General features: G+C 68.3%; 14 protein-coding genes. 11 read left to right on the top strand and 3 right to left on the bottom strand.

What is annotated here, in order from left to right; translation table 11 throughout:
- Positions 1 to 97 precede the first annotated feature (97 nt).
- Positions 98 to 844: a Fic family protein gene (locus EV580_RS13045; protein ID WP_133691588.1), complete on the top strand. Its 747-nt coding sequence runs from the start codon at positions 98 to 100 to the stop codon at positions 842 to 844.
- Between the two features lie 372 nt (positions 845 to 1,216).
- Here EV580_RS13045 and EV580_RS13040 read toward each other — a convergent pair whose 3' ends face one another.
- Positions 1,217 to 2,041 carry an HAD-IB family hydrolase gene (locus tag EV580_RS13040; protein ID WP_133692220.1) on the bottom strand — a complete coding sequence of 275 codons (825 nt, stop codon included), beginning with the start codon at positions 2,039 to 2,041 and terminating at the stop codon, positions 1,217 to 1,219.
- A 451-nt stretch (positions 2,042 to 2,492) separates the two neighbouring features.
- Between EV580_RS13040 and ssd the strand changes: the two genes are divergently transcribed.
- From ssd to EV580_RS13005, 7 genes are read left to right on the top strand one after another with little or no spacing between them, the layout of a single operon-like run.
- A complete protein-coding gene (ssd, locus tag EV580_RS13035) occupies positions 2,493 to 3,560 on the top strand; it encodes a septum site-determining protein Ssd (RefSeq protein WP_183511360.1) in 1,068 nt (355 codons plus the stop codon).
- On the top strand, positions 3,557 to 4,720 hold the full coding sequence (locus EV580_RS13030; protein ID WP_133691586.1) for a TadA family conjugal transfer-associated ATPase: 1,164 nt from the start codon (positions 3,557 to 3,559) through the stop codon (positions 4,718 to 4,720). The genes ssd and EV580_RS13030 overlap by 4 nt, the downstream gene beginning before the upstream one ends.
- Complete coding sequence (locus tag EV580_RS13025; protein WP_286171553.1) at positions 4,717 to 5,496, top strand: type II secretion system F family protein; 780 nt, start codon at positions 4,717 to 4,719, stop codon at positions 5,494 to 5,496. The genes EV580_RS13030 and EV580_RS13025 overlap by 4 nt, the downstream gene beginning before the upstream one ends.
- Positions 5,493 to 6,065: a type II secretion system F family protein gene (locus tag EV580_RS13020; RefSeq protein ID WP_183503581.1), complete on the top strand. Its 573-nt coding sequence runs from the start codon at positions 5,493 to 5,495 to the stop codon at positions 6,063 to 6,065. Before EV580_RS13025 ends, EV580_RS13020 begins: the two co-directional genes overlap by 4 nt.
- 12 nt (positions 6,066 to 6,077) lie before the next feature.
- A complete protein-coding gene (locus EV580_RS13015; protein WP_133691584.1) occupies positions 6,078 to 6,284 on the top strand; it encodes a DUF4244 domain-containing protein in 207 nt (68 codons plus the stop codon).
- Between the two features lie 35 nt (positions 6,285 to 6,319).
- On the top strand, positions 6,320 to 6,610 hold the full coding sequence (locus EV580_RS13010) for a TadE family type IV pilus minor pilin (protein ID WP_133692218.1): 291 nt from the start codon (positions 6,320 to 6,322) through the stop codon (positions 6,608 to 6,610).
- 22 nt (positions 6,611 to 6,632) lie between these two features.
- Positions 6,633 to 6,941: an Rv3654c family TadE-like protein gene (locus tag EV580_RS13005; protein ID WP_133692217.1), complete on the top strand. Its 309-nt coding sequence runs from the start codon at positions 6,633 to 6,635 to the stop codon at positions 6,939 to 6,941.
- Here the strand turns inward: EV580_RS13005 and EV580_RS13000 are convergent.
- Together EV580_RS13000 and EV580_RS12995 are read right to left on the bottom strand one after the other, a co-directional pair.
- Complete coding sequence (locus tag EV580_RS13000; protein WP_133691583.1) at positions 6,938 to 7,933, bottom strand: PAS domain-containing protein; 996 nt, start codon at positions 7,931 to 7,933, stop codon at positions 6,938 to 6,940. The genes EV580_RS13005 and EV580_RS13000 overlap by 4 nt on opposite strands.
- Before the next feature lie 235 nt (positions 7,934 to 8,168).
- On the bottom strand, positions 8,169 to 10,496 hold the full coding sequence (locus EV580_RS12995; protein WP_133691582.1) for a DEAD/DEAH box helicase: 2,328 nt from the start codon (positions 10,494 to 10,496) through the stop codon (positions 8,169 to 8,171).
- A gap of 291 nt (positions 10,497 to 10,787) precedes the next feature.
- Here EV580_RS12995 and EV580_RS12990 point away from each other — a divergent pair, with 291 nt between their 5' ends.
- From EV580_RS12990 to topA, 3 genes are all read left to right on the top strand, one after another.
- Positions 10,788 to 10,991: a cold-shock protein gene (locus EV580_RS12990; protein ID WP_005138711.1), complete on the top strand. Its 204-nt coding sequence runs from the start codon at positions 10,788 to 10,790 to the stop codon at positions 10,989 to 10,991.
- Between the two features lie 159 nt (positions 10,992 to 11,150).
- Positions 11,151 to 11,729 carry a hypothetical protein gene (locus EV580_RS12985; protein WP_133691581.1) on the top strand — a complete coding sequence of 193 codons (579 nt, stop codon included), beginning with the start codon at positions 11,151 to 11,153 and terminating at the stop codon, positions 11,727 to 11,729.
- Positions 11,730 to 11,841: 112 nt separating this feature from the next.
- Positions 11,842 to 14,643 carry a type I DNA topoisomerase gene (topA, locus tag EV580_RS12980; RefSeq protein WP_133691580.1) on the top strand — a complete coding sequence of 934 codons (2,802 nt, stop codon included), beginning with the start codon at positions 11,842 to 11,844 and terminating at the stop codon, positions 14,641 to 14,643.

The following is a 14,643-nucleotide window of genomic DNA, read 5'->3' as shown; positions in this document are numbered from 1 at the left end:
ACCGAACGTTGCATCGGCGTTGGCACGTCACATTCGTCGGCGGGCGGTTCCTATCGCGCGCCGAACGGTGCGCAACCATCCGATAGCGTGACCGAACGTGAGTGATCTCCTTGCTCCCCTCCTGGATCTGCCGGGGGTGGCCGCCGCCGCCGAGGCGGCTCGGGACGCCCTGGCCAAGGCCCACCGGCATCGCACGAATCTGCGTAACTGGCCCGTCACGGCGGCCGAGTCCGCTGTCCGCGGTGCGCGGTCGTCCTCGGCCATCGACGGCGGCGCCGTGCAGCTCGACGGCTCCGGCGTCGAGCCCAACGATCCGGTGCTGGCCGGTGCGCTGCGCGTCGGGCAGGCGCTGGAGGGCGGGACCACCAACATCCTCGGGGTGTGGCAGCGCGCGCCCTTGCAGGCGCTGGCCCGGTTGCATGCCCTGGCGGCAGCCGACCTGATGGACTCCGAGCTGCTGGGCAGACCGCGGCAGGATCCCGAGGTGGCCGCGCGGCTCGATCTGGTCACCCGGCTGGTGACGGGTGCCAGCACCGCCCCGGCCCCGGTGCTCGCCGCCGTCGCGCACGGAGAACTGCTGACGTTGGCGCCGTTCGGCACCGGCGATGGTGTCGTGGCCCGTGCGGTGTCGCGTCTGGTCACGATGTCGACCGGGCTGGATCCCCACGGGCTCGGGGTGCCCGAGGTCTACTGGATGCGTCGCGCCGACGAATACCGGACGAGTGCGGGCGCGTTCGCGACCGGAGCACCGGAATCGGTCGGCGCCTGGGTGGTGATGTGTTGTCAGGCGCTGGAAGACGGTGCGCGCGAGGCGATGTCGATCGCGGAGGCGGCGTCGAAATGAGCCGTAGACGGCGAAGCGGGCGACGATCCGAATCTCTTCAGCTCGCCGCCCGCTAGCACGGTTTCCTGGTTACCAAGCGTGCCAGGTGGGCTGCGTGGGTTGGCCTCGGCGCTTTTGCGATGCGCGTCGTTGACATCCCCACCCAAGGGGACGTTATTTCCGTTCGCTTTTCGCAATTACGCAGGCCCGCAACACTTCTGCCATTATCGCGGCGTGCTCCGCGTGGGTGCCGGGAACCGTGCTGGGCCGCTTGAGTCGGGAGATAGTGCCTTCTCTTCCGGCGCTATCTTGGCCTTCCCAGGCGTCCGTGCTTCCTTTGTACTCCGTGACCCCCATCACAGCAAGGGGTTCGTAGGCAACGGATTGATCGCGTTAGAAGGACAGCCGTCGTAACACGGAATACGTCAGAGCCCCGGCGGCGAGCGCACTGATTCCCAACGCGGCGGTGGTCGCAACCGCCGCCCCCGAGGGTGCTGGAATCCGGTCCCGCAACGGCACCGGCCGCAGGAACGTCAGCACCGGCCAGCCCTGAGCCGCGGCTTCTTTGCGTAGCGCGCGGTCGGGGTTGACCACGCTCGGGTGGCCGACCGACTGCAACATCGGCAGGTCGGTGATCGAGTCCGAGTAGGCGTAGCAATGTTCGAGGGAGTAGCCCTCCAGCGTCGCCAGCTCGCGGATTGCCGCGGCCTTGGCCTCGCCGTAGCAATAGAAGGCAACGTCGCCGGTGTACTTGCCGTCTTCGATGACCATCCGGGTTCCCATCGCGTGGGTGGCGCCCAGTGCGCGCGCGATCGGGGCGACGATCTCTTCCCCGGATGCCGAGACGATCACCACGTCCCGACCGCAGAGCCGGTGGTCGGCGATCAGCTCGGCAGCTTCCGCAAAGACCAGCGGGTCGACGATGTCGTGCAGCGTCTCGGTGACGATGGCCCGGACCTGTTCGACGTCCCAGCCGGCGCACATCGCGGTGACATAGGAGCGCATCCGGTCCATCTGGTCGTGGTCGGCGCCGGACATCAGCAAGAGGAACTGGGCGTAGCTGGACTTCAGCACCGAGCGGCGGTTGAGCAGCCCTTGGTCGAAGAAGGGTTTGCTGAAAGCGAGCGTGCTTGACTTGGCAATCACGGTCTTGTCCAGATCGAAGAACGCCGCGGTGCGCGATGAGGTGCCGGTGAGGGGCCTGGGCCGAGGATTGATTAGCTGGTCGGCGGCCGAGGCGGGGACGGTCACGCCACCCAGGATAGGGCCGCTGCCGGTACAGGACTTAGGGCGACCATAAAGTGGCAGGCCAAGCCACGTGTCGCACCCTGCATTTTCACAGCGAATACATGGTTTCGAAGTGGTAGCAACACTTGCGCGACTCCACATTGTCGTGTGTATAGTAAGTATTACTCGGCTTATGCCGGGTGTGCATCAGCCCGACCCCCCGGGGCTGATACACGACGACCTCCGCCTCCTCCCCCCCTGGCGGGGGTCGTCCCTTTTTTCCACCAAAAAATTTCGTCGATCCCGGCAAACTCGAGAAACGTTGCCGGGATCACTGTTGCGTCACCATTGTGTGCTGGCCGACCATCCCCAGACGGAACTTCATCCCCAGATCGGCCTGAGCCCCCTGGCGTCGTGGGGCCGGGCATTCGACGGTAGGTGGGTGAGCACCAACCCCGGCGTTGTCTTGATCCTCGTCACCGACCCCGAGCTGCGTGAGCAGGCCGACCGGGTGGCCGCGGCGACCGGGCTGCGACCATTGGCGGCCTCAGGGCCACCCACCCGAAGGGCGTGGTCAGCTGCCGCCGCGATCCTGCTCGACGAAGAAGCGGCCGGCCGGAGCGAATCCGTCGGGATGCCCCGGCGCGACGGCGTGATGCTGATCGTCTCGCGAGAGCCCGACGGGCCGACCTGGTCGGCCGCGATGGCCGTCGGCGCGCAGCATGTTTGTGCACTTCCAGCCGATGAGGGTGAGCTGATCAGGCACTTGGCCGACGCCGCCGACACCGTGCGGGACGGGCCACGCGCAGGTCGGGTGATCGCCGTGGCCGGTGGCCGCGGCGGCGCGGGTGCCTCGATCTTCGCGGTCGCGCTTGCGCAGACCGCCTCGGCATCGCTGCTGGTCGACCTCGATCCCTGGGGCGGTGGGATCGATCTGCTGCTGGGCAGCGAGTCCGTCCCAGGACTGCGCTGGCCCGATCTGAGCCTGCGCGGCGGCCGGCTCGCCTGGGCCGCGGTCCGCGACGCACTGCCCAACCACGGCGGGGTGAGCGTGCTGTCCGGCGCACGGCACGGTCCCGAGATCGATGCCGGGGCCGCCGAAGCCGTCGTCGACGCGGGCAGGCGGGGCGGAATGCTTGTGATCTGTGATCTCCCGCGGCGAATGACTTCTGCCGTCACGACCACTCTCGAATGCGCCGATCTGGTCGTCATGATCACGACCTGCGACGTCCGCGCCGTCGCGGCGGCCTCGGCGCTGGCGCCCGAGCTGCGCGCGGTCAATCCGAACGTCGGGCTGGTCGTGCGCGGGCCGAACCCGGGCGGGCTCCGCGCGACCGAGGCCGCGCGAGTTGTCGGGCTACCACTGCTGGCGGCCATGCGCCCCGAACCCATGCTCGCCGAACGCCTCGAGCGCGGGGGTTTGCGGCTGCGGCGGCGGTCCCCGTTGGGCGCGGCGGCGCGAGCGGTGCTCAGGGTGCTGCCGGCTGGTGCTCAGGTGCGCGCGGCATGAGCGCCTCACTGGTCGAGCGGGTTCGCGAACGGCTGGCCGCCGAGTCGTCGTCGTTGCGGCCCGCGGTGGTTGCCGCCGCGATCCGGGCCGAGTCCGGGGGAGTGCTCGGGGACACCGAGGTGCTGTCCAATCTGCGGGTGCTGCAGACCGAGCTGACCGGCGCCGGCCTCCTCGAGCCGTTGCTGCGCGCGCCGGGAACCACCGACGTTCTGGTCACCGGACCCGATGCGGTGTGGGTCGATGACGGCACCGGGCTGCGACCGACGACGGTCCGATTCGCCGACGAGGCGGCGGTGCGCCGCCTGGCGCAGCGGCTCGCGGTGGCCGCCGGCCGGCGGTTGGACGACGCCCAGCCATGGGTCGACGGACAGCTGACCGGGCTGGGAACCGGAGAGTTCTCGGTTCGTCTGCATGCGGTGCTGCCGCCGGTGGCGGTCGCCGGGACCTGCTTGTCGCTTCGGGTGCTTCGGCCGGCGACTCAGGACCTTGCGGCGTTGATCGCGTCCGGGGCGATCGTGCCCGAGGCGGCCCAGCTGCTCACCGGCATCATCGATGCTCGGCTGGCTTTCCTCGTCTCTGGCGGCACCGGCGCGGGAAAGACCACCCTGCTGGCGGCGACCCTCGGTGCAGTCTCCGGCAACGAGCGGATCGTCTGTGTGGAAGACGCACCCGAACTCGCGCCACCGCATCCGCACCTCGTCCGGTTGGTGGCGCGCGCCGCCAATGTCGAAGGCGCAGGCGAGGTTACGATGCGCCAGCTGGTCCGGCAGGCCTTGCGGATGCGACCCGACCGGATCGTTGTCGGTGAGGTGCGCGGCGCCGAGGTCGTCGATCTGCTGACGGCGCTGAACACCGGCCATGACGGCGGCGCCGGAACCGTGCACGCCAACAGTCCGGCCGAAGTGCCTGCGCGGTTGGAGGCGCTCGCCGCGCTGGGCGGGCTCGACCGTGCCGCGCTGCACAGTCAACTGGCCGCGGCCGTGCAGGTCGTGGTGCACGTGTGCCGTGGCCGTGACGGCGCACGCAGGCTCGGTGAGATCGCGGTGCTGTGCCGCGCGGACACCGGTGCGGTGCATGCGGTGAGCGCTTGGCACGCCGACGGAGGATGGCAGGACGGCCGACAGCAGCTGGAGACGTTGATCGAAGCGCGTCTGTCGTGAGTGGAATACCCTTGGCGGCAATGCTTTTAGCGGTCGCTGTGCTGGCAGCACCTCCATCGCCGAGTTGGCGGTTGGGTCTGGTGACGCGACGGATCGATGTGCGCGGGCCGGTACTGGTCGTCGGTGGCGTGGTGGCCGCGGTGACGCTGCCGCCTGCGGTGTTGCTCGCCTCGGTCGCCCTGGGCGCGACCTTGACCGCACGCCGGCACCGTCGCCGTCGTGATCGCGACCGCGCACGGGCAGGCCAGACACTGGCGGGGGCACTGGAGACCCTGGTCGGCGAGCTGCGGGTCGGTGCACACCCCGTGCGCGCCTTCGCCATTGCCGCCGACGAGTCGGACGGGACGGTCGGGACCGCGTTACGGGCGGTCGCCGCGCGCGCCGGTCTCGGTGCCGACGTCGGCGCCGGGCTGCGGGCGGTCGCCGGTTCGACATCGGTTCCCGCGCAGTGGGATCGGCTCGCGGTGTGCTGGCAACTCGCCGCCGACCACGGGCTGGCGATGGCGGCACTTATCCGCACGGCTCAGCGCGACATCGTCGAGCGGCAACGCTTCACCGCCCGCGTCGAGGCCGGCCTGGCCGGGGCCCGGGCCACTGCCGCGATCCTGGCGGGTCTGCCGCTGCTCGGTGTGCTGCTGGGGGAGTTGATCGGCGCGCATCCGGTGCGGTTCCTGCTCGGCGGCGGTGTCGGCGGCGGGCTGCTGATCGCGGGCACGGTCCTGGTGTGCGCGGGCTTGATCTGGGCCGACCGCATCACCGATCGGCTGCTGACATGAGTGCCGCTGCGGTGCTGCTCGCCGTAGCCCTGCTGATTGCGCCGGGCCCGTTCGCGATGCGCCGCCGGATCTCGGTGGGCCCGATTTCCGTTGCGCCGGTTCATCATCGGCGCCGCAGCGATCCGCTGGCCACCGCATCGGCGCTCGACGTGTTCGCCGTCTGCCTGTCCGCGGGGATGTCGGTGTCCGCGGCTGCGGCGGCGACAGCCCCCTCGGCCCCCGACCGGCTCGCCGCGCTATTGCGCCGGGCGGCAGACCTGCTGGCGCTCGGGGCCGACCCGGACACCGCCTGGTCCCGACCTGCCGGAGCGGACGAGGGTGATGACGGGCTGGCCCGGCTCGCACGCCGGTCGGCGTCGTCGGGCAGTGCGCTCGCTCAAGGGGTGGCCGAACTCGCCGAACAATCCCGCCAGGACGCCGGCCACCACGCATCGGCGGCCGCCGAGCGGGCGTCGGTGCTGATCGCCGGACCGCTCGGGCTGTGCTTCCTGCCCGCATTCGTCTGCCTGGGCATCGTGCCCGTGGTGGCCGGTTTAGCCAGCGATGTGTTCACATCAGGGATCCTGTGAAAGAGAGGAAAAATGTTGTTCAACAACATGATTCGTCAGCTGAAGGTGCGGATGGCGCTGGCGGCGGTCGACGATGCCGGGATGTCGACGGTCGAATACGCTATCGGGACCATTGCCGCCGCAGCGTTCGGGGCGATCCTGTACAGCGTGGTAACCGGCGACTCGATCGTCGGCGCGCTGACCAACATCATCAACCGCGCGCTCAATACGAAAACCTAACCGGTGAAGGCGGTTTCGCGACGGTCGAGGCCGCAATTGCTATCGCCGCGCTGGTTTTGGTGCTCGTGCTCTGTGCCGCCGGTCTCACCGCGGTGGCTATGCAGGTGCGCTGCATCGACGCGGCCAGGGAGGCGGCGCGGCTGGCCGCTCGGGGCGATCAGGCGGGTGCGGTTTCGGCGGCGCGCGGGGTCGGCCCGTCGGGTGCGAGCCTGCAACTGCGTCGTGACGGCGGCTTTGTGGTGGCGACCGTCAGCGGGCGCTCCCGGCTGCTCCCGGGAGTCGTCATCAGAGCCGACGCCGTCGCCGCGGCGGAGCCCGGTTCGTGACGACACCGGCGGCGCCACGGTATTGGCCGCGATCCTGATCGCCGCCCTGGTGGCGATCACCCTGGGCGGCGTCCAGGTCGGCAGCGCCGTGGTGGCACGGCACCGGGCGCAGGCCGGCGCGGACATGGCCGCGCTGGCCGCGGCCATGTGGCTGCCAAGTGGTGCCGACAGCGCGTGCCGGCACGCCGCCGCGGTGAGCCGCGCGATGGGCGCGGCGATGAGCGGATGCGATGTCGACGAGCTGGACGTCGTGGTCGCGGTCGATGTCGCGACGGGCAGGCTGTTGGGCGGCCGGGCGCACGCGGCGGCCCGCGCCGGGCCCGTCGGCTAGTCGCTCAGTCCGGCCTCGGCCAGCTCCGCGTCGGTGGGCAGTCGCAAGGTGATCAGCCCGGCGAAGTTGCCACCGTCGACCTCCATGCGGTTGACGGTGACGTGCATCGGCACCCACCCGCTGCCGACCCCGGGCAGCCGCACCACCCGGCTGGTGCTGCCTGCCTCGAACTCCTCGGCCATCGGGATCAGTTTGTCGTGGTCGTCGGGATGGAACTGCACGCTGTGGCGCCAGTCGTAATGCGGGCACGGCTCGTCGAGCCACTTCACCAGCTTCCACGTAGTCAGGTCCACGATCGCGCGGTGTACGCCCGTCTGCGACAGGCCATCGAGGATCCGCTGGGCCAGATCATCGGGCGGCAGACCGTCATCGTCCAGGTCGCAGCGCAGATTCATCGCGCGGGCGATCACATGCTCGGTGTTGTCCTCGACGAGCTCGACCGCGGTTCGTGCGGCGAAGCCGGCCCGGATGGTCTTCCCGCGCTTGTCCGTGAAAGTCCATGTGGTGCAATACGTTCGGCCTGGCGCCTCGTCTGTCGCCAGTGCCAGCACCTCGGTCTCGTCGTGGCTGAACTCGCGTGCGGGCAGGTCCTCGGTGAAGGGTCGGCCCTTGGTCGAGTCGATACCCGCGTTGAGCAGCGACTCGATGGTGTCGGTGGCGATCCCCAGCGTGATGTCCCACTTCAATGCGCCGGGTATCGGCCGGTCCGGCGGTTCGGCGTCGGCGGGCCCGATCCACATGTGCACGCCGTGCATCCGCCCGTCAGACATCTGGACGGGCTCGGTGCGGATCACCCGGTCGCTCTTCGGGGTGATGCTCGCCAGGCTGTTCCCGGTCGCCACGGTCTCGGCTATGGCGGTTTGGATCGCCGCGAGGTAGGGGCTGCGTCGCAAGTAGATCGCCAGCGGCACCAGGTTCTTCATCTGCCGGCCCTGTGCCACCACCACGGGTTCGGTGCCCAGTGTCTCCACGAGCAGCCAATCGTGGGTCATGGACGCAGTTTAACGACGCCACCTGGCACCCACCTCGGCATGCACACCAGGGGAAGCCGCAGGTGAAAACCGACAATTTGGTCCAGCAAATCGCCGTGCGGCCGATTTCCTTGCGCTCGCAGTTACCGTTCGGTATTTTCGCTACGCCTCCAGCAGTGCGGGGCGCTTCGCCAGTACGCGTGGCGTGCCCGCAGCGTGGGAGTCGACCGTTCGAGGGGTCCGGTCGGCACGACGATCAGGCATCGCCGCCGGCCAGTTGCGCCAGGACGAGTTTGAGGACTCGCACCGCGCCAGCCTTGTCCAGCGGGTCATTCCCGTTGCCGCACTTCGGTGACTGCACGCATGACGGGCAGCCCTGCGGGCATTCACACGCTTCGATCGCCGCCGCGGTCGCTCCCAGCCAGGTGCTGGCCAATCGATAACCGCGCTCGGCGAAACCCGCCCCACCGGGATGTCCGTCGTAGACGAACACCGTGGGCAACCCGTCGGCACCGATCGCGGTCGACAGGCCACCGATGTCCCCGCGATCGCAGCTGGCCACCAGCGGCAACAGGCCGATCGCGGCGTGCTCGGCCGCGTGGAGCGCCCCCGGTACCCGAAGGAGCTCAATTCCATTGTCCACCAGTGCTTCCGGGGTGATCGTATACATCACTGCAGTGGTGGGCAGGCAATGCTCGGGCATGTCGAGCTCGATGAAATCGATGACCTCCCCGGACAACCGGCGGCGCAGGTACCCGATCACCCGGTGGGTCACCGAAACCGGCACCAGGCCCATCGTCACCGCGCCGTAGTGGAGGCGCTCACCGGTTCCGGTGATCGCGATATCGGTGATCTCCCGCGCGAACGTGGTGTACCCGGGATCCTCGGCGTGCACGAATGCCACACCGTCTTCGAAGCTCAGCGAGTCGACCACATAACTCTCGCCCTGGTGCAGATACACCGCACCGGGATGAACCGCCGCCGGCGCCTGACCCGCGCCCGTGCTGCCCAGCATCCGGCCGGTGCCGGCCTCCACGATCGCGATGTGGCCCCCGGCCGAACCCCGGATGTCCACGGCGGGATGCGGATCCAGTCCGGCGGCGGGGAAATATTTGCCCCCGCGCCTGCGCAGCAACCCGTCGTCGACGAGCTCGGCGGCCACCGGCTCCGCCTCCCAGCGACGCACCTCTGCCTCGTCCAGCGGCAGTTCGGTCGCGGCGCAGAGCAGTTGGGGGCCCAGCACATAGGGGTTTGCCGGATCGATGACGACCCGCTCGACCGGCTTGTCCAGCAGCGCCTCCGGATGGTGCACCAGGTAGGTGTCCAACGGGTCGTCGCGGGCGATCAGGACCACCAGCGCGCTCTGGCCGCGCCGCCCCGACCGGCCGGCCTGCTGCCAGAACGAGGCGACAGTGCCCGGGAAGCCCGCCAGCAGTACCGCGTCCAACCCGGCGATGTCGATACCCAGCTCGAGCGCGTTCGTCGTCGCCAGCCCGCGCAGATCGCCGTCGGACAGCGCCCGTTCCAGCTCGCGCCGGTCCTCGGCAAGGTAGCCCGCCCGGTAGGACGCCACGGTGTCCTGCAGCTGCGGCGCGATGTCCTCGAGGCGTGCCCGCGCGCCCAGCGCCGTCAGCTCCGCACCGCGCCGGGACCGCACAAACGTCAACGTCCGTGCACCTTCAGCAACCAAATCGGCCATCATCCTCGCGGCTTCCGAACCCGCCGAATGTCGCACCGGCGCGCCGTTTTCGCCGAGCAGGTCGGTGCGTAATTCGGGCTCCCACAATGCCACCGTCCTGGCGCCGTGCGGGGACCCGTCCTCGGTCACCGCAGCCACCGTCTGCCCGATCAATTCCGCGGCCGTTTCCCCCGGTGCGGCGGTGGTCGCGCTGGCGAAGATCACCGTGGGACCAGGCGCCGAAGCTGGTGCATAGCGCTCGCACAGCCGCAGCAGCCTGCGCAACACCATCGCCACGTTCGAGCCGAAAATCCCGCGGTAGTAATGGCATTCGTCGACCACGATGTAGCGCAAGCCGCGCAGGAACACCGCCCAGCGGGCGTGGTTGCGCAGCAGCGACAGGTGGATCATGTCCGGGTTGGAGAACAACCAGCGCGAGCGTTCGCGGGCGAATCTGCGTATCTCGGTTGAGGTGTCACCGTCATAGGACGTGGGTGCGACATCGGCCAGCGCGGGCACCGCTGTGGTCAATGAATGGGCGGTACGTAATTGGTCGTGACCGAGCGCTTTCGTCGGGGACAAATAAAGTGCCCTGGCACGCGGATCACGCGCCAGCACATCCATGATCGGCAATTGAAACGCCACCGACTTACCCGATGCCGTACCGGTGCTAATCACGACATGATGTCCGGAGTGGGCGAGCTCGGCGGCGCGCACCTGATGCGACCAGGGACGCTCGATTCCGTGATCATGGAACGCGCGGAGGACATCTGGATCAGCCCAGGCAGGCCAGTCCGCGCCGAGGGCTTGGCGGGCGGGCAGCTCGGCCACGTGACGCAGTGCGTCCGGCGAGGATTCGGCGCCGGCGACGGCCGCGTTAAGCAGCTCGCTGCCGAAACTCACCATTTGAAATCAACCCTTTCGAAAAAATATCTACAGCCCCGTATCGAATTGTTCATCAGTTAGTAGCACCGAGACTGTCGCAGGAGCCTCGGACATGATTGGATAAGGGCGGTCGCAGCTTCTGTGTTCGTGTTCCAAACACTCGCAGGATCGACGTTGCGATCGCGGTTCCTGCGAGGGTCTGTAGGTCGGGTGAGTTCCGACGACTCCACGAAGGATGGCGGTCGGAACGGGCCCGGTTTGCCGAAAACTCGGTCGACCGCTCCCGGTTGGAAGAGAAGGAAAGTACGAAAGATGCCACAGGGAACTGTGAAGTGGTTCAACGCCGAGAAGGGTTTCGGGTTCATTGCACCCGAGGACGGCTCTGCCGACGTGTTCGTCCACTACACGGAAATTCAGGGGTCGGGCTTCCGCACCCTTGAGGAGAACCAACGGGTCGAGTTCGAGGTCGGTCAGAGCCCCAAGGGACCGCAGGCCACAGGCGTGCGCGCAGTCTGATCAACAACGACATCAGGAAACACCCCCGAGCGTCCCGGTGACGGGCATCGGGGGTGCTTTCGTTTGTGGTGGGCCCACGGGAGGCTTCCTTCTGGGGAACTCGCCACGCCCGTCGAGAGCCGGACGGCCGCTACCCGCTGACTGCCTTACTGTCGAATCGTGAGCCAGCTGTCGTTCTTCTCGGCTGAGTCGGTGCCCCCTGCGGTCGCCGACCTCACCGGGTTGCTCGCGGCGGCCGGACAGGTGGTGATGGTCGGCGGCGGAGCCCGGTTGTCCGTTGTGGTCGACGAGCAGTGGCGCGCGCAGGCGCTGGCCGAGATGATCACCGAGGCGGGGCTGGAAGCCGAGATCACCCGCACCGACGAGGACAACCCGCTGGTGCGCACGGCCGTCGACGTCCGGCTGGTGGGGATCGCCACCGACTGGACCAGGGGAGCGGTCAAGACCGTGCCGCCCCAGTGGCTGCCCGGGGCCCGTGAACTCCGGGCCTGGACGCTGGCCGCCGGCGTCCCCGAAGCCGACCGATATCTGCTCGGTTTGGACCCGCACGCCCCCGATACGCATTCGCCGCTGGCGTCGGCGTTGATGCGGGTGGGTATCGCACCGACCCTGATCGGCACCCGAGGGGCCCGTCCGGCCCTGAGAATAAGTGGTCGCCGACGGCTATCACGCCTGGTAGAAACGGTGGGGGAACCGCCTGATCTGATAGAGGCGTTGTCAGCGTGGCCAAGAATCTGAGAGATTCCCCTGCGAGGGTCGGTTTGCGTTGACCGGTTCGGAGTGCGAAATTGTCAGTTGCCCGCGGGTCGGGGGTACCTGTGGGCAAGACAGAAGTGGAGCGTAAGCGCAGTTGGCTGACGACGGAGGCCGCTCAAGCGGCGGTAACGGCAGCGTCCGGCGGCTCGTCATCGTCGAGTCGCCCACCAAAGCGCGCAAGATCGCCGGTTACCTGGGCGCCAACTACATCGTGGAATCGTCCCGCGGCCACATCCGTGACCTGCCCCGCAACGCCGCCGACGTGCCGGCCAAGTACAAATCCGAGCCCTGGGCCCGCCTCGGCGTCAACGTCGAGGACAACTTCGAGCCGCTCTACATCATCAGTCCGGATAAGAAGAGCACCGTCACCGAGCTCAAGGGCCTGCTGAAGGACGTCGACGAGCTCTATCTGGCCACGGACGGTGACCGGGAGGGTGAAGCCATCGCCTGGCACCTCCTGGAGACGCTCAAGCCTCGCGTGCCGGTCAAGCGGATGGTGTTCCACGAGATCACCGAGCCCGCGATCCGCGCGGCCGCCGACAATCCCCGCGACCTGGACAACGATCTGGTCGACGCGCAGGAGACCCGGCGCATCCTCGACCGGCTCTACGGCTATGAAGTCAGCCCCGTGCTGTGGAAGAAGGTCGCGCCCAAACTGTCGGCCGGCCGGGTGCAGTCCGTGGCCACCCGGATCATCGTCCAGCGCGAGCGCGACCGGATGGCGTTCCGTAGCGCCTCCTACTGGGACGTGATCGCCGAGCTGGACGCGAGCGTCTCAGACCCCAACGCCGCCCCGCCGCGGTTCACCGCCCGGCTGGTCAACGTCGACAGCAAGCGGGTGGCCACCGGCCGGGACTTCGATTCCCTGGGAGTGGTCCGCAAGCCCGACGAGGTCGTGGTGCTCGACGAGGCCGCTGCGGGCTCGCTGGCCACCGGTTTGCAGGCGGCAAGCCTGACCGTCGGCTCGGTGGAAGAGAAGCCCTACACCCGCAAGCCGTATCCGCCGTTCATGACCTCGACGTTGCAGCAGGAGGCCGGCCGCAAGTTGCGGTTCTCCGCCGAGCGCACGATGAGCATCGCGCAGCGGCTCTACGAGAACGGCTACATCACCTATATGCGTACCGACTCGACGACGCTGTCGGAGTCGGCCATCAATGCCGCGCGCAACCAGGCTCGTCAGCTCTACGGCGAGGAGTACGTCCATCCCTCGCCACGGCAGTACACCCGCAAGGTGAAGAACGCCCAGGAGGCGCACGAGGCCATCCGGCCCGCCGGCGACGTCTTCGCCACCCCGGGCGCGCTGCACCGCGAGCTCGACACCGACGAGTTCCGGCTCTACGAGCTGATCTGGCAGCGCACCGTGGCCTCCCAGATGGCCGACGCTCGCGGCACCACGCTGAGCCTGCGCATCAACGGCACCTCCACCGACGGCCGCGAGGTGACGTTCGCCGCGAGTGGGCGCACCATCACGTTCCCCGGCTTCCTCAAGGCCTACGTCGAGACCGTCGACGAACAGGCCGGTGGTGAGGCCGACGACGCCGAGAGCCGACTGCCGAACCTTCGGCAGGGCCAGCGCGTGGACGCCACCCGGCTGACCGCCGACGGGCACACCACCAACCCGCCGGCCCGCTACACCGAAGCCTCGCTGATCAAAGCGCTCGAGGAGCTCGGAATCGGCCGTCCCTCAACGTATTCCTCGATCATCAAGACGATCCAGGACCGCGGCTATGTGCACAAGAAGGGCAGCGCGCTGGTGCCCTCGTGGGTGGCGTTCGCGGTGACCGGATTGCTCGAGCAGCACTTCGGCCGGCTGGTCGACTACGACTTCACCGCCGCCATGGAAGACGAGCTCGACGAGATCGCCACCGGCCAGGAGGCACGCACCAACTGGCTGACGAACTTCTACTTCGGCGGCGAGCACGGGGTTGCGGACTCGATTGCCCGCGCCGGCGGCCTTAAGAAACTGGTTGGCGTCAATCTCGAGGGCATCGATGCTCGAGAAGTCAACTCCATCAAGCTTTTTGATGACGAAGAGGGCCGCGCGATCGTGGTGCGCGTCGGCAAGAACGGTCCGTATCTGGAGCGGATGATCGTCGATCCGGACAGTGCCGACGGCGAACTCAAACCGCAGCGGGCCAACCTGAACGACGAGATCACTCCCGATGAGCTGACCCTCGAACTCGCCGAAAACCTTTTTGCCACACCACAAGAGGGCCGCACGCTCGGCGTTGACCCGGAGACCGGTCACGAAATCGTGGCCAAGGACGGCAGATACGGGCCGTACGTCACCGAGGTGCTGCCCCCGCCGCCGGACGACGATCCCGGTGTAACCGCGAAGAAGGGCAAGAAGCCGACCGGCCCCAAGCCGCGTACCGGTTCACTGCTGCGGTCGATGGATCTGCAGACGGTGACCCTCGAGGACGCGCTCAAGCTGATCTCGCTGCCGCGGGTGGTTGGTGTCGATCCCGCCAATGGCGAGGAGATCACTGCGCAGAACGGTCGCTACGGGCCATACCTCAAGCGCGGCACCGACTCTCGCTCACTGGCCACCGAGGACCAGATCTTCGACATCACCCTCGAAGAGGCGCTGAAGATCTACGCCGAGCCCAAACGCCGTGGGCGCCAAGGCGCTGCGGCACCGCCACTGCGCGAGCTGGGTGTCGATCAGGCTTCGGGTAATCCGATGGTGATCAAGGACGGGCGATTCGGTCCGTACGTCACCGACGGTGAGACCAATGCCAGCCTGCGCAAGGGTGACGACGTCTTGAGCATCACCGACGAGCGGGCTTCGGAGCTGCTTGCCGACCGCCGGGCTCGTGGCCCGGTGAAGAAGAAGGCCCCCGCCAAGAAGGCCGCGAAGAAGGCGGCCAAGAAGGCCCCGGCCAAGAAGGCGTGA

The organism is Mycobacterium sp. BK086 (assembly GCA_004362315.1).
Taxonomy (GTDB): Bacteria; Actinomycetota; Actinomycetes; order Mycobacteriales; family Mycobacteriaceae; genus Mycobacterium.
The sequence above is the reverse complement of the archived record's forward strand: the minus strand, read 5'-3'. Positions and strand labels throughout refer to the sequence as shown.

Bases quoted from the DNA above. Each gene is read 5' to 3' on its own strand.
- EV580_RS13030 (WP_133691586.1), top strand. From the start codon at position 3,557: ATGAGCGCCTCACTGGTCGAGCGGGTTCGCGAACGGCTGGCCGCCGAG.
- EV580_RS13020 (WP_183503581.1), top strand. From the start codon at position 5,493: ATGAGTGCCGCTGCGGTGCTGCTCGCCGTAGCCCTGCTGATTGCGCCG.
- EV580_RS13015 (WP_133691584.1), top strand. From the start codon at position 6,078: ATGTTGTTCAACAACATGATTCGTCAGCTGAAGGTGCGGATGGCGCTG.
- EV580_RS13000 (WP_133691583.1), bottom strand. From the start codon at position 7,933: ATGACCCACGATTGGCTGCTCGTGGAGACACTGGGCACCGAACCCGTG.
- EV580_RS12995 (WP_133691582.1), bottom strand. From the start codon at position 10,496: ATGGTGAGTTTCGGCAGCGAGCTGCTTAACGCGGCCGTCGCCGGCGCC.
- EV580_RS12990 (WP_005138711.1), top strand. From the start codon at position 10,788: ATGCCACAGGGAACTGTGAAGTGGTTCAACGCCGAGAAGGGTTTCGGG.